The 18,718-nt window shown below is 67.5% G+C and carries 18 protein-coding genes and 5 pseudogenes; 9 read left to right on the top strand and 14 right to left on the bottom strand.

From position 1 onward, the window contains the following. Positions 1-40 precede the first annotated feature (40 nt). Positions 41-634: a DinB family protein gene (locus OG230_RS00395; protein WP_328908089.1), complete on the bottom strand. Its 594-nt coding sequence runs from the start codon at positions 632-634 to the stop codon at positions 41-43. Positions 635-639: 5 nt separating this feature from the next. On the opposite strand from OG230_RS00395, the gene OG230_RS00390 reads away from it, so the two are divergent. From OG230_RS00390 to OG230_RS00380, 3 genes are all read left to right on the top strand, one after another. Further along, complete coding sequence (locus OG230_RS00390; RefSeq protein WP_328908088.1) at positions 640-768, top strand: hypothetical protein; 129 nt, start codon at positions 640-642, stop codon at positions 766-768. A 248-nt stretch (positions 769-1,016) separates the two neighbouring features. After that, positions 1,017-1,238: a hypothetical protein gene (locus tag OG230_RS00385; protein ID WP_328908087.1), complete on the top strand. Its 222-nt coding sequence runs from the start codon at positions 1,017-1,019 to the stop codon at positions 1,236-1,238. Positions 1,239-1,453: 215 nt separating this feature from the next. Continuing rightward, complete coding sequence (locus OG230_RS00380; protein ID WP_328908086.1) at positions 1,454-2,221, top strand: RNA ligase family protein; 768 nt, start codon at positions 1,454-1,456, stop codon at positions 2,219-2,221. Between the two features lie 292 nt (positions 2,222-2,513). On the opposite strand, the gene OG230_RS00375 is transcribed toward OG230_RS00380, so the two are convergent. Beyond that, the gene (locus OG230_RS00375) at positions 2,514-2,768 is read right to left on the bottom strand and encodes a hypothetical protein (protein ID WP_328908085.1); all 255 of its coding nucleotides are present in this window, start codon (positions 2,766-2,768) and stop codon (positions 2,514-2,516) included. A 151-nt stretch (positions 2,769-2,919) separates the two neighbouring features. On the opposite strand from OG230_RS00375, the gene OG230_RS00370 reads away from it, so the two are divergent. After that, a complete protein-coding gene (locus OG230_RS00370; protein ID WP_328908084.1) occupies positions 2,920-3,741 on the top strand; it encodes a class I SAM-dependent methyltransferase in 822 nt (273 codons plus the stop codon). A gap of 211 nt (positions 3,742-3,952) precedes the next feature. Here OG230_RS00370 and OG230_RS00365 read toward each other — a convergent pair. From OG230_RS00365 to OG230_RS00355, 3 genes and pseudogenes are all read right to left on the bottom strand, one after another. Next, positions 3,953-4,477: pseudogene (locus tag OG230_RS00365) on the bottom strand (SMI1/KNR4 family protein); the annotation flags it as partial. A gap of 173 nt (positions 4,478-4,650) precedes the next feature. Continuing rightward, positions 4,651-5,041: pseudogene (locus OG230_RS00360) on the bottom strand (ATP-binding protein); the annotation flags it as partial. Between the two features lie 393 nt (positions 5,042-5,434). Then, on the bottom strand, positions 5,435-6,445 hold the full coding sequence (locus OG230_RS00355; protein ID WP_328908082.1) for a quinone oxidoreductase family protein: 1,011 nt from the start codon (positions 6,443-6,445) through the stop codon (positions 5,435-5,437). Here OG230_RS00355 and OG230_RS00350 point away from each other — a divergent pair. After that, positions 6,444-6,680, top strand: a complete 237-nt coding sequence (locus OG230_RS00350; RefSeq protein WP_328908081.1) for a hypothetical protein — start codon at positions 6,444-6,446, stop codon at positions 6,678-6,680. The genes OG230_RS00355 and OG230_RS00350 overlap by 2 nt on opposite strands. Positions 6,681-6,708: 28 nt before the next feature. Here the strand turns inward: OG230_RS00350 and OG230_RS00345 are convergent, their stop codons facing one another. The 5 genes and pseudogenes from OG230_RS00345 to OG230_RS00325 form a co-directional block, all read right to left on the bottom strand. Further along, complete coding sequence (locus tag OG230_RS00345; protein WP_328908080.1) at positions 6,709-6,846, bottom strand: hypothetical protein; 138 nt, start codon at positions 6,844-6,846, stop codon at positions 6,709-6,711. Then, complete coding sequence (locus OG230_RS00340) at positions 6,831-6,989, bottom strand: tetratricopeptide repeat protein (protein ID WP_328908079.1); 159 nt, start codon at positions 6,987-6,989, stop codon at positions 6,831-6,833. The genes OG230_RS00345 and OG230_RS00340 overlap by 16 nt, the downstream gene beginning before the upstream one ends. 23 nt (positions 6,990-7,012) lie before the next feature. After that, positions 7,013-7,657, bottom strand: a pseudogene (locus tag OG230_RS00335) (transposase family protein); the annotation flags it as partial. Between the two features lie 56 nt (positions 7,658-7,713). Next, positions 7,714-7,866, bottom strand: a pseudogene (locus OG230_RS00330) (IS5/IS1182 family transposase); the annotation flags it as partial. A gap of 154 nt (positions 7,867-8,020) precedes the next feature. After that, the gene (locus tag OG230_RS00325) at positions 8,021-9,352 is read right to left on the bottom strand and encodes an LCP family protein (RefSeq protein WP_443051620.1); all 1,332 of its coding nucleotides are present in this window, start codon (positions 9,350-9,352) and stop codon (positions 8,021-8,023) included. Positions 9,353-10,657: 1,305 nt separating this feature from the next. Between OG230_RS00325 and OG230_RS00320 the strand changes: the two genes are divergently transcribed. Both OG230_RS00320 and OG230_RS00315 read left to right on the top strand, forming a co-directional pair. Then, positions 10,658-11,227: an SMI1/KNR4 family protein gene (locus tag OG230_RS00320; RefSeq protein WP_328908077.1), complete on the top strand. Its 570-nt coding sequence runs from the start codon at positions 10,658-10,660 to the stop codon at positions 11,225-11,227. A gap of 169 nt (positions 11,228-11,396) precedes the next feature. Further along, positions 11,397-12,137 (top strand): annotated as a pseudogene (locus tag OG230_RS00315) (transposase family protein). 230 nt (positions 12,138-12,367) lie between these two features. Here the strand turns inward: OG230_RS00315 and OG230_RS00310 are convergent. From OG230_RS00310 to OG230_RS00300, 3 genes are all read right to left on the bottom strand, one after another. Next, positions 12,368-13,663 (bottom strand): MFS transporter, encoded by a 1,296-nt coding sequence (locus tag OG230_RS00310; protein WP_328908076.1) that lies wholly within the window; start codon positions 13,661-13,663, stop codon positions 12,368-12,370. Next, the gene (locus OG230_RS00305) at positions 13,660-14,196 is read right to left on the bottom strand and encodes an ArsR/SmtB family transcription factor (protein ID WP_328908075.1); all 537 of its coding nucleotides are present in this window, start codon (positions 14,194-14,196) and stop codon (positions 13,660-13,662) included. The genes OG230_RS00310 and OG230_RS00305 overlap by 4 nt, the downstream gene beginning before the upstream one ends. Before the next feature lie 757 nt (positions 14,197-14,953). Then, positions 14,954-15,478 (bottom strand): MarR family winged helix-turn-helix transcriptional regulator, encoded by a 525-nt coding sequence (locus tag OG230_RS00300; RefSeq protein ID WP_328908074.1) that lies wholly within the window; start codon positions 15,476-15,478, stop codon positions 14,954-14,956. 117 nt (positions 15,479-15,595) lie between these two features. On the opposite strand from OG230_RS00300, the gene OG230_RS00295 reads away from it, so the two are divergent. Both OG230_RS00295 and OG230_RS00290 read left to right on the top strand, forming a co-directional pair. Further along, positions 15,596-17,098 (top strand): MFS transporter, encoded by a 1,503-nt coding sequence (locus OG230_RS00295; protein WP_328908073.1) that lies wholly within the window; start codon positions 15,596-15,598, stop codon positions 17,096-17,098. Positions 17,099-17,208: 110 nt separating this feature from the next. Continuing rightward, a complete protein-coding gene (locus tag OG230_RS00290; RefSeq protein ID WP_443051466.1) occupies positions 17,209-17,337 on the top strand; it encodes an FAD-dependent monooxygenase in 129 nt (42 codons plus the stop codon). Positions 17,338-17,745: 408 nt separating this feature from the next. On the opposite strand, the gene OG230_RS00285 is transcribed toward OG230_RS00290, so the two are convergent. After that, positions 17,746-18,228 carry a DUF6924 domain-containing protein gene (locus tag OG230_RS00285; protein WP_328908072.1) on the bottom strand — a complete coding sequence of 161 codons (483 nt, stop codon included), beginning with the start codon at positions 18,226-18,228 and terminating at the stop codon, positions 17,746-17,748. Positions 18,229-18,718: the final 490 nt, after the last annotated feature.

The following is an 18,718-nucleotide window of genomic DNA, read 5'->3' as shown; positions in this document are numbered from 1 at the left end:
ACAGAATGGGCTGGATCGCGCTCGGCGGTTGATCATTCTGCTAGAGGTTCTCAGCCTTGATTGGTGCGGCCGACCTGGCGGCTTGCTCGATCTTCGCGCGGTGGGCTGCACGGGCATCCTCGTCGATCTGCTGCTCGTGTTCGGCGCGCAGCCCGGTCCGGCCGTCGAGGCCCTCGCGCAGGATGTCGGCGTGCCCGGCATGCCGGACGGTCTCGCTGAGGACATGGGTCATCACAGCGAACAGGTTCGTGTTGGCGTAAGGCTCCGGCCACCACGGCACGTGGCCGGGAGCGTCGAGGGGAAGCTCGTTGATCGTCGCGTCCGAGTGTTCCCACGTGCGCCGGTAGAACCCGATGATCTGATCGCGGGTCTCGTCCTCGGCCGCCCACTGATCGCTGCCGTCGGAGTCCTGCCACCGGGACAGCGGTTCCGGAGAAGGGCGGTCGAAGACCTCGCCGAAGTACCTGGCCTCGACCAGAGCCACGTGTTTGACGAGGCCGAGGAGGTTGGTCCCGGTCGCTGTCAAAGGTCGGCGGGCGTCGTACTCGGACAAGCCGTCGAGTTTCCAGAGCAGCGCCTGGCGGTCCCGCCGCAGTCTCCCGTGCAGGTTGTCTTTCGCGAATTCATCGATCATGCGGCATGAGCCTGCCATGGGCTGCTCGAGGTCTCAAGATCCCGTACGTGGTCCGCAACGACTGGCAGAGCCGAGGCATGGCCATGGCCGCTGCCCTGACCTGCTACAAGAAGCTCGCGAAACGTGCCACGTGAGACAACCTCCAAGCCCTCGACCGGTCCACCACTGCCCGACCCGACCCGACCCGACCGGGGTGCTGGCCGGATCGAGCGGCCGGATCGTCGCTGAGCGCTGCCACGTACTCGCCCGCGCAGGGATGACTGCCCTCTCCGTTCGCTGGTTCGACGGCGAGGGCCGGTCAGCGGGAATCCGTGAGATCCCGCTGGAGACCTTCGTCGCGGGGATCGACCTTCTGTGGGCCGGGGATGCAGGGAGAGTTGGGGTGCTGGGAGCAGCCAAGGGCGTGGAAGGAACGCTGCTCCCGGCTGTCCGCGATCCGCACGCCGATGCCGTGGCGGCCCTGTCGCCCACCTCCGTGGTCCGGGCGAACGTCGCCCCGGCATCAACGGGGCGACGTACCTCCTCCTTCGGGGCGACGCCCGTACAGCAGGCAGTGCGCTCGATCATCCGCGAAACCGGCGACATGATCGATACACCCGCCTGACCGCCCCATCGACGCTGTGTACACGGCATGGCGGCCCCCAACACGGTTCAAGATCCTCGTCGTGCGGAATTGACGTGCAGCCCCACGCTCAGCAGTGGAAGATGTCCGTCGGCTGGCACAAGCGGGAGCACCCGGAGAAGAGCAGATCAAGGCGCTCATGCTCGCTTGGTGCAGCGCCCGCATCACGTAGACCTGACCGCCCCGAGGAGTCCCGCATGAGCGACAGCATCGATCTTGCCGCCCTGAACTCGGCAACCAAGTACCCGTCCATCCCGACCTATCACGTGCTCGGTGAGCGTGGCGCTCTCACCGAAGACGCCACTCCGTTCGTCGGCGATGTGGTCCTGACCGAGAAGGTGGACGGAACGAACGCTCGCATCATCCAGCTTCCAGGTGGGGACTGGTTCATCGGCAGCCGCGAGGAGCTTCTCGCCGCCCGAGGCGACCGGGTCACCAACCCGGCCCTGGGGATCGTGGGGGCGCTGCGTACTGTCGCCGAAGGTCTCTCGGTGAGGGACAGCATCAGCGTCTTCTACCTGGAGGTGTACGGAGCGAAGGTGGGTGCTGCGGCGAAGCAGTACACCGGGACCGGGCAAGTCGGGTACCGGCTGTTCGACGTGGCGACGGTGCCGGTGGAGGTTCTGGGCCGGCCGGTCGAGCGCATCTCTGCATGGCGCGAGGGGGGTGGGCAGTCGTTCCTCGCCGAGGAGGCCCTGACGACAGCCGCCGGCATGGAAGGTCTCCCGCTCACTCCCCGCCTCGACGTCATCGCGCCGGGAAGTCTGCCGACCAGTGTCGAAGGGATGAGTGACTGGCTCAACGCCAGTTGGCTGCAGACCCAGGTAGCGCTGGACGGCCGGGCGACTGGCCGTGCGGAAGGTGTGGTGCTGCGTACCGCCGACCGTTCGGTGATCGCGAAGGCCCGATTCGAGGATTACGCGCGGACCCTCAAGCGCCGTGCCCAGACGGCCCGTACTCGCTGACCGCCACGCCCCTTGAGCCGGCGCTTCCCGCCGTCCCTGGCTCCCCGAACCGCCGACGTGGCATCAACGCCGTGGCCACAGGGTTCCGATGGGCTGCAGGCAACGGGGCACAGAAGTTCGCGGACATCTCAGCAATGTCCTATGTCCCCGCCGACCGAAAACGTGCGGCTTCGCCGACACCTAGCCAGGGGCCGCCTCCTGCCTCCGGAGAATGCGGAGAGCGTCACCGCCAACTCCCCGCCGCTGGCCCACCTCGAAAGGGTCCGGGCTCCCGTTGCGGGTGTAGCTGGTGTCAGCGCAGGAACAGCGCGATGTCCGCACTGTCGGTGCTGTAGAAGGTCTTCCTGGTGCCGGAGCCGCAGGTCTTGAACTCGTGGACGGAGCCGAACCAGGGATCGATGCGGACGACAGCGCATGTGGTGTCGGCGCGGGTGTCGTCGACCCATTCGTGGACCTTGAGCTCGCGGTCGATGCACTTCAGGGTCCACTGGACTGTCGCCCGTCGATCCGGTGCGGTGGCGATGAGGCCGGTGGCGAGGAGGCCCACTCGGCAAGGTAGAGGCAAAGCCGAGAGCGGGAGCAAGGGGGATCGGCCCGTTCGAGACAGCCTCCGCCCGGAGGGAGGCCGATGAAGCGATGCCGGGCCCGGTGACTGCGTGTCTGCGGACCGTGCGGACCTGGTCGGAGATCGTGGTGGCATGGACGAGCAGCGTGACGTGTGGGCGGTCGGCGATGCCTACGAGCGTTATATGGGCCGGTGGAGCCGTCCGGTCGCGGAAGGGTTTGTGGCGTGGCTCAACTGCGGGGACGGGTTGCGGTGGCTGGATGTGGGGTGTGGCACCGGGGCGTTGACCACAGCGGTGGCGTCCCGGTGCCGGCCCCGGAACGTGGTGGGGCTGGACCGGTCCTCCGCGTTCGTCGTGGCGGCCCGTGATGCCGTTCCCGCCTCGGCGAGTTTCGTGGTGGCCGACGCACTGTCGCTGCCGATGCGCGACGAAACGTTCGACATGGCCGTCAGCGGACTGGCGCTCAATTTCCTTCCCGATCCGGGCGCGGCAGTGACCGAATGGGCCCGGGTTGTGCGGCCGGGCGGACTGGTCGCGGCATACGTATGGGACTACGCCGAGGGCATGGCGTTTCTCCGGCACTTTTGGGATACCGCGGTCGCGGTGGACCCGTCGGCAGCCTCACTGGACGAGGGCCGCCGGTTCCCGTTCTGCCGTCCGGATCCGCTGCGCACGCTGTGGATGGAGGCGGGGTTGGTCGAAGTGGCGGTTGCCCCGATCGAGGTTCCCATGGTCTTCGCCGACTTCGCGGACTTCTGGGAGCCGTTCATGGCCGGGCAAGGTCCCGCTCCTGGCTATGTCGCCGCCCTGGCCCCAGCCACTCGGGACGGGTTGCGCGACAAGTTGAGCGAGACCGTGCCGAGGCGGTCGGACGGGTCAATCGCACTTACATCCCGGGCATGGACAGTCCGGGGCCGACGGTCGGCTCGTGCCGTGGCGTGGCCGCCAAGGTGAACAGGCTTGGGGAACCGCCGCGTAGGGAGTGGTGGCTTTGTCCATGGGAACGGGTTCTGGCTCAACTTCCGTGAACCGTGACGGTGGGTGGCTGCGTAGGTCACCCAGAAGAACGGTTGTTGATGCGTTCTGAGAACGATGCCGGGTCAGGTGTCTTGGGAATGTCCGTGAGAAGTAGGAACGATCGGGTGGTTCGCGTGGAACCTGCTGGCTAGGACAGCCCGACTGGGGCGGCCCTCAGCGGGTGACCGTTCAGCTCGAAGCAACCCTCTTCGTCCCACCAGATCCCACCTTCCGTGGTGAGGTAGGGATGCAGCCCGCGGACGCCTCCGGCGTCATGCAGTGCATGCGCGACCGCGTGGAGAAGGCTCGCCAGATCAAGCCAGGAATCGGTGAAGTCGCCTCCACCGCTGTGGCCTGCCCAGCCGAGACGCCGGCTCTCTGGGCCAGGACGCAGGTCGATCACCTGCGTCGCGCCATCGGCACTCTCAGCCCAGGGAACCCAGAGTCGGTGCCCCCAAGGCTCGTCGTCCCAGGGGCGGGCAGTCAGGCCATCGTTCTCCGCAGCGACGGTCATGCAGGTCTGCCAATGTTCCACGATGCCGCTCACTGCGAGCGGGGACTGCTCCGGCAGGATGGTTGCCCAGGTGCTCACGCCGTTGTGGCATTGCAGAGACTCAGCGAGATCACCGGGCATCGGGGTGCCGAGGATCCGTTCCGCGTGTCGGATCTCGTCCGATGTCGCTGGTGGATTGAGGAGCTCGAAATCGGCGGCCGCGTGCGTCTCCAGCCAGGCGTCGATCAGGCACCAGGACTCCGACGGGGGCAAGATCTGCTGTGCCATGGCGCCATCTTGCCCCACACGTCTGACAAGCGGATCGAGGCCCCTGCCGGCCGATGAAACGGGGCTCAGCCAGCTGCCTTTTGCTCGGCGCGGGCGCGGGTGGTGGCGAGGCGTAGGAGTCGGTGCCGGTCTCGATGATGGTGCCGCCGAAGGTGAGGCGGTCGACGATGGCCGCGCAGAGCCGGGGTCGGTGAAGGTCTTTGTCCAGCCAGAGAAGGATTCGTTCCAGGCGATCGCCACGCTGTTCCTTTCCTCCCGCTCGGTCAGGACCTGGAAGAGGAGTTCGGCTCCGCGGCGGTCGAGTTCCATGTAGCCGAGCTCGTCGATGCACAAAAGATCGACGCGGCCGTAGCAGGCGATGGTCTTGGTCAGCTGCTTCTCGTCGGCGGCTTCGACGAGCTCGTTGACCAGCTTCGTCGCCAACACGTACGTGACTCGGTAGCCGGCCATCGCGGCCCAGCTCCAGGAGGGCGGTAGCCGCGACAAGCTCCACGGCGCCGGCCTCCTGCCCGCGCTGCTCCGGAGGAAGACCGTGGTGCAGCTCCTCGTGTCGGCGTACTCGAGAATGTGCTCAGTGAAGTACGGATGAACGTGCTCAGTAGCTGACGCTGTCGGGGATCTTGGAGATGTGGAGCTCAGTGGGAGTGGCTGGCAGGTAGATCCCGCCTTCCCTTGCAGAGGGATTTCCGCTGCCGGTCTCTGCGAGTGCAGGACCACGCCCCCGGTAACGGGTTCGCGAAACGCCAGAGCTGCGCCCTGTGGTGCTGAAGCGGTGGGTGGTGCATTCGTCGGCCCTTAACCGAGGCGTGGCCCTTACGGTGTCAGTTCGAGTGAACTGCACTCCCGGCATCAGCTCTGCGTCCCCTCGCGGTATCCGATAACGGCTGCATCGGGTACAACGAGCAGCTTGCCGGTGGTACGCCGAGCCTCCAGATCGCTGTGGGCCTGGGCGGCCTCGGCCAGTGGGTAGCGGGCCGTTACTGTGACCTCAAGCGCCTTGGAGCGCACCCACTCGAACACATCGGCGGCGCGTCGGAGCAGTTCGGACCGATCGGCGATGAAGTCCCCGAGGCTGGGCCGGATCAGGGTCAGCGAACCGCCGTGGGCGAGCTGAATTGGATCAAACGGCGGCACGGCACCACTTGCGGCGCCGAAGAGTACGAGATGGCCGCGAGTTCGCAGGCTGGCGAGGCTCGCGTCGAAGGTGTGCGCGCCGACGCCGTCGAAGACAACCGGCAGTCCCTGACCGCCGTTGAGCCGCCTCACCTCGGCTGCGAGATCGTCGACTGCGGAGTAGAGGATCACCTCAGCGGCCCCGGCACGCTTCGCCAGTTCGGCCTTAGCCGTGGTCGACGTCGTGCCGATCACCCTGCCGCCGAGGTGGGTGATGAGCTGGGTCAAAAGTAGCCCCACGCCACCAGCAGCCGCATGCACGAGCACCGTGTCGCCCCACTGGACCGGGTAGGCGTCCTTGACGAGATAGTGCGCGGTCATACCTTGCAGGAGCACGGCGGCGGCGGTCTCGAAGCCGATATCGTCGGGTAGCGGCACCAGCCGGGTGGAGTCCACGACGGCCCGCTCGGCATAAGTGCCGGGAATCTCCACCCAACCGACCCGGTCCCCCACTGCGACGTCGGCGACGTCGGGTCCAACTTGGACGACCGTGCCCGCGCCCTCAGTGCCCGGGGTGAAGGGCAGCGGGAGGGTGTATCGGCCCTCGCGGTGGTAGACGTCGAGGAAGTTGACCCCGGATGCGGCGACCTCCACGACCGCCTGGCCCGGACCCGGCCGCGGCTGGTCCACATCGACCTCCTGCAGCACCTCGGGACCGCCCACTTCGTATACCTGAATCGCTCGCATGACTCTCCAGTTCCGGCTCACATCCCCCACCAACCCCGTGGATGGCGATCCGATTCCCGGCATGCAGATCAACGCCCGCCAGCGCCACGCGCTGGCCGGCTGCCTGACGAACGGGGCCGCCGCCGTCAAGGTGTCGGTCGGAGTCGTACACAAGCCGCGGGATCAAAGTGCGGCCACGCACACTGAGCTCCACATCTCCAAGATCCCCGACAGCGTCACGTGCTCAGCGAGATGACAGCTGTTCGCTCGGCTCGGTGGGCGGATCACCAGAGGCCGAAGAACCGCGTCCACCACGTGGGCCGCGCTGCGAAGTGCTCCAGCGCGCTGGGGCCTTCGTAGTCGCTCTCCAGTAGTTCTTCGGGGACGTTCACGTAGCCGAGTTCGGTCAGGGCCTGCTCCATTGTGGCGAGGTCAGCGGGAGATCGGCCCCGAAGATCCTGCCGAAGACCGGCAGGGCCTCGTCGTATGTGGCGAGAGCCTCAGCGTGGCGGCCCTGGGCGCCGATCGAAAGGGCGGCTATGGTCAGCGCCAGCGGTACATCCATATCGTCACGCGGCTGCGACCGGACCGCGGCGCTATGCGCGGCGCCTCCACGCCGACTGAGCGTGCTGAAGCGTGCCAGGGCCGGCCGGGGCGCTTTCGGTGAGGGACGACGAGGCCGGTGTTGATGTAGGCGCCGTCACCGAGAACCGTCACACCGTGACAGTGCTCGGCCAGCCCGGATTCGCGCCAGACCCGGGCATCGGCCCGGTTGCCCGGCACCGGAGGGGCCGTTGCGATGACCAGGCGGGTGTCCGCATCGATGATGAGCTGCACGTTTGCCGAGAACCGGTAGTTACGGGAGGAGGCTGCGACCTTGCGGTCCCGGACTGGGAGCAACGTCCCGTCCACGTTCCACAGCCGGTCGACCGCCTCGTCCCGACGGGCCACCGGCTCCAGAGCCAGCTGCGGTCCCATCCGCTGGATGACCCGGCACACGGTGGCCGGCGAAAGGCCGAACAGCGGCGCGAGCTGTCTCATCGTGAGGTTCGTCCGGTAGTACACAGCCACCAGCAGCACCCGATCCGCCAACGGCAGACACCACGGCCGCCCAATCCGCGGACCGTCACCACCACGCTCACGCACCACCCGCAACAGCCGTTCGAACTGACCCATCCGCAGACCCGTGAACGTCTCAACCCACAACGCCTCGACCCTCAACACCCCACACATACATAGGAAATGCCGAGATTTTCCTGTGCCATCGAAGTTTGAGTGACCTGGGTCACTTAAGTGGTGTCCTGTGTGGTGAGTTTGAGGAGTCGTCTGTAGCAGCACAGGGCAGCGGCAAGGTCGAGAAAAGCCAGGTAGTTGCGGGGGTTGCCTTCGTAGCGGGGGCTGAGTCTGCGGTAGCCGGACAGCCACGAGATCGTGCGCTCGATTGTCGGCGTCGACGTCAGCGGGCGAATCCGCGGGCCGGCAGCACCGTTGGTTCCGCCTCAGCACGACGGCATCCGGGACGGATGCGTAGTCCGTACTCCCGCGTCCTGTCGCAGACGCGGAAGCACAGCTCGCTCGGTCTCTCGATGTGGTGCCCTATCGCAGGTCGTCGACGTCCAGTTCGGCGCCGGCCACCAGGGTGACCTCGCCCGCCGGGGCGGCGGCGTCCTCGACAGCGTGCGCGCCGGGCACCTGGGACGCGAGGACCGCGGCCCGGTCGGCGAGGCCCGGGGGATAGGTGACCGTGGTGCGGCCGGCGTGCGGCGCGTTGCCGGTGCCCGTGACGGTGAACCCGGCCTCGCGCAGTCTCTCGGCGACCGCGGCGGCCTTTCCTTCGGTGTCCGATCCGTTGAGGACTCGCACGTGCACGGAGGACGCGTACAGCGGATTCTTCGCGTCCGCCTCCAGGCGCTTCTTGTCGATCTCCCTGTCCTTGGCCAGGGCGCTGAACACGGTGGCGGCCTGCGGGTACTGCCACACCACGTTGGCCTTGTCCGTCGGGACGTCGGCTTCGCGCGGATAGCTGGGAACGGTGAGGAACGTCAACCGGTCCTCGGGGACGCCCTTCAGCACGGACGCGAGGCCGGTGAGCGGCTTCACACCGGCCAGGTCGTCGTCCGTGGTCAGGGACTTGGTGAGGGACTGCAGCAACTGGTAGAGGGCACCGGCGTCGGTGATCTTCGACTTGGCCTTCTCGGACAGCGCCGACATGAACTCCTGCTGGCGGCCGATGCGTCCGGTGTCGGAGCCGTCGCCCACGCTGTAGCGGGCACGCACGTAGCCGAGCGCCTTCTCGTCCCTGATCGTCTGGCAGCCGGCCTCCAGATCGAGGTGGGCCTTCTTGTCGTGGATGGCCTGCTCAGGGCAGACCTCTATGCCGTCCAGGGCGTTGACCATGCCCTTGAACCCCTGGAAGTCGACCGACATGAAGTTGTCGATGCGCAGACCAGTATTGGCTTCGATCGTCTTGATGGTACAAGCGGCGGCGTCGGCCACATCGCCGCCTGTGCCGCCGAGCGAGAACGCCTCGTTGATCTTGAAGTGATGGACCTCGGAGGTCGTACCGTCGCCCTTGTCGCAGGCCGGTATTCGCACCCAGGAGTCGCGGGGTAGGGACACGACCGCGGCCCACTTCCGGTTCGCGGGGATGTGCAGGACCATCAGCGTGTCGGAGTGCATGGTGCCCCCCTCCATGCCGCCGTACCGGGCGTTGGCCCCGGACCTGCTGTCGGAGCCCACGACCAGGATGTTCCGCGACCCGGGACTGAGCTTCTCCGGGCGGTCGTCGCCGAGCTTGCCGTCGAGGTGGGCGCCATGGATGTTGCCGTCGAGGTCGTTGTAGATCCACGCACCGGCACCGCCGGCGCCGAGGACGCACACGGCGCCGATACCGGCGGTCCAGGCAACGATCCGGCCCCGCCGCGTCAGCCCGTCCGACTTCCCGCCCGCTCGTCTACGCGAGCGCCCGGCCGCCGGAGCACTCTTTCGTCCGCGTGTCCCACTAATGTGAATCGCCCCCCGCGCCCCGCCCCGACCACCCGGCGTGACCGGACACCAGACGCCCGATGTCGATCACCGGACTTTATACGATCGTTTCGAACGTGCAGCTGTTGGTGCAGCGAGGCTCCGGCTTGATCAGTGCGGCGCGGCTTGATTGATGTGGAGTCTTGAAAGCTGAGGTAGAGCTGCGTGACGGCCGACAGCGTGAGCCAGGTGTCGTGGTCGTCGAGGAATGATCGCCACGACTGCGTCGCGGTGAGGCCCCGCGCGTAGTGGTCCTTGAGCCGTTGGTGCGTGTCTTCCGGCATGGTCGGTCGCGGCACTGGTCGTTCGTTGGGGAAATGTGGGCTGAGGATCCGCTTGAGCAGCCAGAGAGGAATCTGCCAACGATGGGCGATCTGGCACAGGCTTTGCTTGCTCCAACTGGCTTCGTGCTTGATGAGCCCAATCTTGTTGAAGCCGTCATGCGTCAACGAAGCATGGCGTCGAAGCCGGAGATCGGGCTTCGCCCAGGTCGGAAGGTATGCCGGGTCGGCGTCCACGAGAGTCAGGGCCAGGACCTCTGGCGAGCGGCCATGGGCCGATGTCGCCTATTGGCCCGGCTATCCCGAAGACCTGCAGCCACTCGTCTCGTGCGCAAGCGATCTGGAGGACTGGGACGAGACCTGGGGCGTCTCCATCGAGACACTGAGCGTTTTCAGCTTGCCCTGTCCAGGGTGAGGACGGCCTTGGCGACTGACGTCATGCGGTGGGGGCTGATGCGGGCTCCGGCCAGCTGGCCCGGGTGGCCCGAGAGAAGTCGGCTGGGAAACACAGGATCAGGGCAGTTCGGTCTGTGTACTCGACTGCCTCACTGGGCGGCCGGGCGGCCGGGCGCCCGGTGCAGTCCTCGTGCAGGACGCCACGGCGAATGTCGTCCTCGCTGGTGCTGTGGCGGCTCCTCGGCTGGGTCCGCCGAGGAACAGCGGTCGTGTCCGGGAGGAGTTGGCGGGCGGTCACCTCGCCGAGCGGTCGGTCCTGCACTTCGGGCCGGAAGGTGTCAGGTGGTCGTGAGGGTGGGGCAGGAGGCTTGCTCGGCGTACCATCCCTGCGAGGTTCTCCGGTCGGCGCTCCCCAACGTGGCTTTTCTGCAAACGCGTTTCGGGACTATGGTGCCCGGCATCGACGCTTCGAACGGTAACCCCTGCAGTGGCGCAGTCGTATGGGGCATCCATGCAGAGAGGGCAGAGGGGAATGAGTGTGGTGGAGAGCTGGTCCCGCGTGATGAATCTTCTTGAGCAGCACGCCCCGGCCGAACACGCGGATCTGCCTGGGCCCGCTACGGAACAGATGCTCGCGGCAGCCGAGGAACGGATGGGTATCCCCCTCCCTCAGGATCTGCGGGCGTGGCTGCTGCAGAACAATCTTGATCTTCCTGAGGAAGATGTGGACGACGATGTGGCATGTTGCGGCTTCGCCGGGTTCCCGGATGAGGGCAGCTTCTTTCTGGGCATCCGGGCGATGGAGACGCTCTACGCCAACCGCTCCAGGCCCGGTGGATTCGACCCTCCGGGCCAGCCGGACAATCCGTTCTGGCGTAATGAGTGGATCCCGTTCCTGTCGGACCAGGACGGCTGGACGGGAAAGTTCATCGACACGCGGGACGGGCGGATCGGCAGGTGGTTCGTGGGTGAGATCACGACCACGGGCGAGTACGAATCACTGGCTCATTATTTCGACTCCGTGGCGGAGATACTGACGAAGATTGCCGATGGAAACCATCCGGTCTGCGAGGCCACCGAAGGGCGACTCGTCTGGTCGTGAAGCAAATGCGCTCCCCGATTGTTTCGGTGGACACTTTTCTCCGAGCATCCTCAGCGTGGCCACCGATGGGGTGCCACAGGCAGCGTGAGAGCAGGGGCCGCGACGGACAGGGCCGGCGTGCCGTTGACGGAGGTGTTCGACGTCTCAACCCAACGGCACAGGAGCCCTATTGGTGCCCTATCCCACCTCACTCGACCTGCCTCACGCCCTGGTCGAGTGAGCACGATACTCATCGTCACCCGTGAGGGTGACAGACGGTGCAAACTCCCGCCGCACCAGCGAGCGCTCGTGTACCTACGCCGTCATGACACCCTCGCCCACCTGGCAGCCGCCTTCGGGATATCCGTCGGCACCGCCCATGCCTACGTCACGGCCGTCACCAACATGCTCGCCGACCGGGCCCCGGGCCTGCTGAAGACGCTGCGCGCGCACGACCCGGACTTCGTTCTTCTCGACGGAACCCTCGCCGAGTGCGACTGTGTCGGCGACAGCCGCGCCGACTACTCCGCCAAGCAACGTCGGCACGGAGTGAACGTCCAGGTCGTCACCGAGCCGGCCGGCAAGGTGCTGTGGATCTCACCCGCCCTTCCGGGCCGCACCCACGACCTGACCGCCCCCCCGCACCCACAAGACCATCGGTATCTGCGAACGCCAGGGCATCCCAGTCCTCGCCGACCGCGCCTACACCGGCGCCTGACCGCACGTCACCACCGGCCTCAAACGACCACCCGGCGGAGAACTCACCTCCACCCGGCGCACCCTCAACCGCGCCCTCGCCCAAGCCAGAGCCCCAGTCGAACGCGCCATGGCACAGCTGAAATCCTGGCAGATCTTTCGCAGATCCCGCATCAGCCCCAACCGGATGACCGTCATCGCCAAAGCCGTCCTCACCCTGGAAAGGCAACGCTGAAAACGCTCACTGAATGAAGAAGCACTTGAGGCAGCAAACAGTCACTTCTTCGGGAGGCACCTGCCCCCGGCTCTGCGCGATGTTCATGACGTGGGACGGCGCGGCTCCGGGGTGAGGCGGCTGCGATGGGCTGTCTGAGCGTGAGTAGTTGCGGCACAGAAGGTGCCGCCGAGATTGATCACGGTCGGCCGGCGCACGGGAGCCTTGTCGTGACGCCTTCACGGCAGGCGTCACAACACGTCGGGTGCACTCTCCCGGGCGGGATTCTTGGATGCCGGGTGACCTGGGCCGTCGGCCGGGGCTGCGGCGCGCAGCGCCGCTTCGACCCGGCGGTTGCTGGTCATGGATGCCGTGACGGCCGTCATCGCCAGGAGGAGGGCGGCGGCGGCGTAGAGCGGGGTGCGGATGTCGTAGGTGGTGGCCAGCCAGCCGCCGAGGAAGGCCCCGATGGGGGCGGCGCACATGGCCAGCATGCGGGAGGTGGAGGCGACCCGGCCCATGAGGTGGGCCGGGACGATCGACTGTCGGAGGGAGGGCGCGAGCACCATCGTGGCGCCCATGCCGGCCCCGCAGACGGCGAGCGCCAGTCCGGCCACGTACGGGTTCGTGGCAGCGGCCAGGCCCAGGATGGCAAGCCCTTCGATGGCGGCTGTGCAGGTCAGTGCGGTGCCGGTGCCGAGTCGTCGGCCAAGGTAGGAGGCGATGCCCGCACCGAGCAGGCCGCCGGTGGCCTCCGCCGTGAGGAGCAGGCCGAAGCCGTAGGTGTCGATGCCGAGGCGGTCGTGCGCGAAGAGCGCGAGGACGGTCTCCACAGCGAGGAAGGCGACGTTCCCGACCGCCGGGCGGAGCGCGAGGCCGAGCAGCAGCCGGTTCCGGAAGACGTACGAGGCCCCGGCCCGCGCCTGCCGAAGCAGCGACTCGCGGACCTCCGGCACGGGCTGGGGCATGGCGGGCAGCGTGCGTACGAGCAGTGCGGAGAGCATGAACGAGACCGCGTCGGTGAGCAGCGGAACCGCCCGCCCGAGCGCGAGCAGCGCACTGCCCGCAGGCGGCCCAGCGAAGCCGGACATGGCGGTCTGGGCGCCGCGCAAGCGGGAGTTGGCGCGCTCCAGGAGTGCGGGGTCGCGGCCGAGCAGATCCGGCAGATAGGCCGTGGCGGCCGTATCGAAGAAGAGTCCGCCGAGGCCGAGCAGGAAGGCGACGGCCGCGAGCAGCGGAATGCTCAGCACGTCGAGCACGGCCGCCGCCGCGGGTATCGCGAGCAGCACCGCACGCGCCGTGTCCGCGACCCACATAGTGCGCTGGCGGTCCCAGCGGTCCACCAGCGCACCGCCGAGCACCCCGAAGAGCAGCCACGGCAGCGTCCCGGCGGCCGTGACGACGGCGAGCGCCATCGGATCCCGCGTCAACGTCAATGCGAGCAGCGGCAGCGCGGCATGCGACACCCCGTCACCGAGCGAGGAAACCGTCTGCGCAGTCCACAGCCGTCCGAATCCGGTCGGCAACTTCCTCACGTCTGAAGTCACTTGGTGCCCCCCTCGGCCTGCTCGCGCGGTGCCGGGTGGAACAGCGCGAAGACGAGCGACGCGTCCGGCAGCGACGGATCGGACAGCTCCCGGTACTCGTCCGCCAGAGCCTGCAACCGCGCCCCCAGCTGCGCGAACTGCTCCTCGTTGAGCCGCAGATGCGCCATCCGTACGTGCCGGTCATCCACCGGCGACGCCTCCAGGTCCGCCACCGCATGGCGCATCAGCACATCCGGCCCTCCCTCGCCCGGATCCGGCAGCGCGATCGCCCGCGCGGCCATCGCGTAGTACCGCTCGGTGACACCCCGCACCTTCCGCGTCCGCACCACCTTCACCAGGCCAGCCCGCTCCAGCAGCCGTACGTGATAGCTGGAACTCCCCTTCGCCAGGCCCACCCGCTCGGCGATCTGCGTGATCGTCGCGGGCTCGAAGCGGAGCACGGCCATGATCCGGTGACGCGTGAAATTGGAGACGGCGCGCAGCTGCTCCTCAGTGGTGACGTGAAACGTCTCGGGAAGCTCATCGGTAGGCATGTGAGCAATGGTCAACGATCCTTGACCATTGAGCAAGGGGTTTTCGCACGGACTTCCAGAAACCTGCTGTCGGCGCGAGACCTACCGTCAAGGCCCCCCCACGCCGTGCCCATGACGACCACTCAGGAGCCGGCGCACGACGCGGACGCGCTCGTCGCCGAGCCGCTCGTACGCACCGGGTGCCGGACGCCGGGTGCCGGGCGCCGGGTGCGGGTGTCGGAAGATTTTCGCGGACAGGAAGTCCAAGTCCGGGAAGGACGCGCTCCGTCCCGAGCTGAAGGCGTGCCGGCCGCCGGTGACCTGCCGCCCGACCCGGGCCGCTCGATCACCCCGATCGCCAAGCTGCTTCGGTCGAGGAGGGATGGCGCAGGCGCCCGGCCCGGGTAAGGGTTGCGTAGCGTCCGCCGCCGCCGAACGGCCCACCCGGGGAAGGCTGATATCGCCGACGAGTAGTGGCAGTGCCCAGCGGACTCCTGCCGCCGGCGGCGCATGGGTGTACGGGCGGTGCTCGGCCTGGCCGACGTGGGGGAGTTCGGTCAGAGTCACGCGCTCTGTATCGCTCCAGCCGGTGCCGACGCTCCCTGTGTACCCAGGGCGTTGGTCCGGTGCCCGCGACCGACGCGGGCGTCGACCAGTGCGAACCCGTAGGTCCGAGACCTTCGAGCACAACGCGGCGCTCGGAGCGGGGCAGCTTCGTGGTGGTCCTCGTGCCGAGGAAGACGACGTCGAAGATCTGTCGTACTCGACACCGCGTCGGTCAGGGCGTCTGGCCACCAGGGGTGCGGGGGGAGTGCGGTGCCACCGAGTCCTGTTCCGCGAGGTAGTTGTCCATGGTGGTGTTCAGGTCGGCCATGAACGCTTCGAGCTGTTCGAGGAGTTGGGGCGGGTGGTGCGACATCGCGGCGTCGAGGTGGTGGGCGAGCGGACCGAAGAACTCGTCCGCCCGTTCCTGGATGTGCTCGCCGCTGCGCAGCGTAACGATGCGCCGGTCGGAGTGCTCGCGGGCACGCGTGATGTGCCCGGCCGCTTCGAGACGGTTCAGGAGCGCGGTGGTGGCTCCCGTGGACAGAGGGATCCGCTCACTCAGCCGCGCCGGCGATAGGGGAGTGCCGCGCTCCTCGGCGGCAGCGATCTCCAGTACCGCGGTCGCGTCGGTGGAGTGCAGACCCAGCCAGGCGGCGAAGCGCCGGCTGAGTTCGGCGTAGTGGCCGCCGTAGATCCTCAGCGATTCCATCAGCCGTTCACGCTGCTCCGCGACACCGTCGCGCACGGCTTCCTCCATGCCGACCATCCCGCCTTTCTCTCCTGCCGTGCGGTCCGCACGGTCACCCCGCTTTGACAACCTACCGCCATCACTTTACCTTCACGGTGGAATTACTTCACCATGGAGGTATCTAGCGTGCGTGACCCGTCCCCCACACCCGACGAGACGACCGAGCCCTACCGGTGGCGGTGGCTGATCCTGGTGGTGATGATCGTGGCGGAGATCATGGATCTCCTGGACGCCTCAATCGTCAACGTCGCAGGGCCGGACCTGGAGAGATCCCTCGGTGCCGGTTCCGTCGGACTGCAATGGGTGATCGGCGGCTACGCCCTCACCCTGGGCGCCGGTCTGGTCCTGGGCGGTCGGCTCGGAGACCGCTACGGGCGGCGCCGGATGTTCCTGATCGGTCTGGCGGCCTTCACCGCAAGCTCGCTGCTGTGCGCGATCGCGCCGAACATCGAGTCGCTGATCGCCTTCCGTCTGCTGCAGGGCGCCGCCGGAGCGATGCTGCTGCCCCAGGGCCTGGGCCTGCTGCGGGAGAACTTCTCCGGTCCCGAGCTCACCAAGGTCTTCGCGATCTTCGGTCCCGTCCTCGGCCTGGGCGGCATCATCGGCCCGGTCCTGGGCGGCTTCCTCATCGAGGGGGACTTCTTCGACCTGGGCTGGCGGTCGGTGTTCCTGATCAACCTGCCCATCGGAATCGCGGCGCTGATCGTCGCCGCGAAGTTCGTGCCCAAGAAGGCGGGCGACCGCACGGTACGGGTCGACATGGTCGGCGCGACCCTGGTCGTGGTGTCCTGTGCCCTGCTGGTGCTGCCGCTGAACCAGGGGCAGGAGGACGGCTGGCCGCTGTGGACGTGGCTGTGCATGGCCGCCTCGGTGATCGGTTTCGCCCTGTTCGCCTTCCAGCAGCGCCGTACGGCCGCCGGGGGCCGCGAACCGCTGGTGACCCTGGGCCTGCTGCGCAAACCGGCCTTCACCGTCGGACTCGGCGGCATCGCCCTGTTCTTCGGTGGACTGATCGGCACCCAGCTCGTACTGACCCTGTTCCTCCAGATCGGCCAGCACTTCACCGCCGGTGACGCAGGGTTCGGCAACCTGCCCCTCGCGGTGGGAACCGCAGTCGGCGGCGCGGTCAGCGGGGCGTTCCTCGCGGACAGGATCGGCCGGAAGGTGCTGCAGATCGGACCGCTGGTCCAGCTGGTCGGCGCGGTCGTTCTGTGGTTCGAGCTCGACGGCCTCGACACCGCCTCGTTCTCGATCTGGGACATCGTTCCCGGCACAGCGGTGGCGGGCATCGGCGCCGGCATGGTGATCGCCGCCCTGTTCAGCTTCATCCTGGCCGCGGTCGACGACGACGAGATCGGATCCGCCTCCGGCGTCCTGACGGCGGTCCAGGCAGTCGGCGGCTCCATCGGCGTCGCGGTCTTCGGCTCGGTGTTCTTCGCCCAGGCCAAGGCCGGTGACTTCACCACCGGTTTCCACCACGCACTGATCGTCCAGGCATGTCTGCTGGTGGCCTTCCTCGCGATCACCTTCCTGCTGCCCAAGAAGGGACGCCCCGAAGAGGAACAGCACGGCATCACCCCGGAGGCCGCTGACGACCGCTCCGGCACGAAGCGGCACCTCACCGTGTGAGAACCGGCCGGGGACCGTCTGCCAGCAGCGGTCCCCGGCCGACTCGCACGGACCGCGCGCCGGGCCGTCGCCCGGCGCGAGAGAACACGAGGAAGCCGAAGGGGAGCGCCATGGCGCGCCGGAACGTACTGATCGCGGGAGCCGGCATCGCGGGTCCGGCGCTCACCCACTGGCTCGGGCGCCACGGGATGCGGGCCACGGTCGTCGAGCGGGCTCCCGCCGCTGCGGGCAGACCGTGAAGTCAGCCGCTGGTTCAGGAGGCACGGGCGCTTCCTCGCCGCCGTCTTCCTGCCCGTGCTCCTCTTCGCGGTCCGGGACGTGGTCTTCTTGGCCGCAGCCTTGGTGGTGGTCTTCTTCGTGGCCGCCTTCTTCGCGGCCGTCCTCCTCTGGCTGGGCCGCACAGCGTGGACTGTCGCGTCCCCGCCTGCTTCCGCGCCCTTTAGCTCGGGAGTCCTTCGCCGTATTCACCGAGGCGTTGAGGGTGTTCAGCAACAACTTCAGCGCCACCATGCGGGCTTGGGTCGATTCACTGCCTCGCGTCGAAGCTTTGTCCCCTCGTCAACTACGTCCGAGAACTGGAACGGGACCTGTCCGGGGCCCGCACCAGCCTGCGGCAGATCAGCTGGGAGAGAACCGGCAATAGCTGCTCAGTCGGGCCGGTAGATACGGTCGGGATCGGCGAAGGCTGCCTCGGCGAATTCCGCGAAGTCCAAGTTGGCGATCGACAAATTTGCGTGCACGTCGTGGACGCCGGCCGGAGCGGTCCGGAACTCGCGAGGCAGGGGGGAGTCGATGAGCTCCTGGTCGTACATCGGGTCGAGGCCTTCGTCCTCGGCGAGGTCGAGGGCGAGCAGCGCGCGATGAGCAGACTGCATCGTGACCCGGTCGGCGAGGAACACGACGCTCAGGTTCTCGTCCCGCCCCGCCGCGGTAAGGACTTCATCGCGCGTGAGATCGGCCCAGGCAGGATCATCGATGAGGTGAACGGAGGCTTCGAACTCTCCGTCGTCTCCCCATGTCTGAGCCAGGTCCGCCATCACCGCTTGCCATGCAGCCTCGTCGTCGTAGTCGGTCCTGATGACCAGGGCATCGAACTCATCACGCCCGACAATCTCAGGCAGTGCTTTCATGCATCCCCTCCCGCAGTGCCCGGCATGGCTCCGACTGTCTCACGAGCCACCGACAGCGCCTTCGCGCGCCGTCTCAACCTTGATCGTTGATGCCACTGCGTTTTTGTCCCTACTCAAAGGGAAGGCTGCTGACCTGCACAAATGATCGCCAGATCTAGATAGGGATCGTGAGCAGCCCGAAGCTGATGGCGCCGGTCCGCAGAGGCATCGGCATGCTTACCTCCAGGCCCCCTGGTGGTGTGAGCTCGAAGTGTGAGCCAGAAGCGCCACATGAATCGTGCGCGGTCGGCCACCACCCGCAATGCGCCCCTCACGCCGCACGGCCCGGCCCTCATCCGAACAGGATCGGTTCGCCATGGTTGCGTCTTGCGAAATACCCAGCCTGCCGTGCCGGCGGAGACGGTGGCGAAGTACGCCTTGCGGTAGCCGCCGTCCAAGGACCTGGGGATCGGAACGGACATGCCACTGTGACTGAGCGCCGTACTTGGTC

Origin of the sequence: Streptomyces sp. NBC_00234 (assembly GCF_036195325.1) — a bacterium.
In the GTDB taxonomy this organism is placed as follows: Bacteria; Actinomycetota; Actinomycetes; order Streptomycetales; family Streptomycetaceae; genus Streptomyces.
This window is presented reverse-complemented; position numbering and strand designations above follow the sequence as displayed.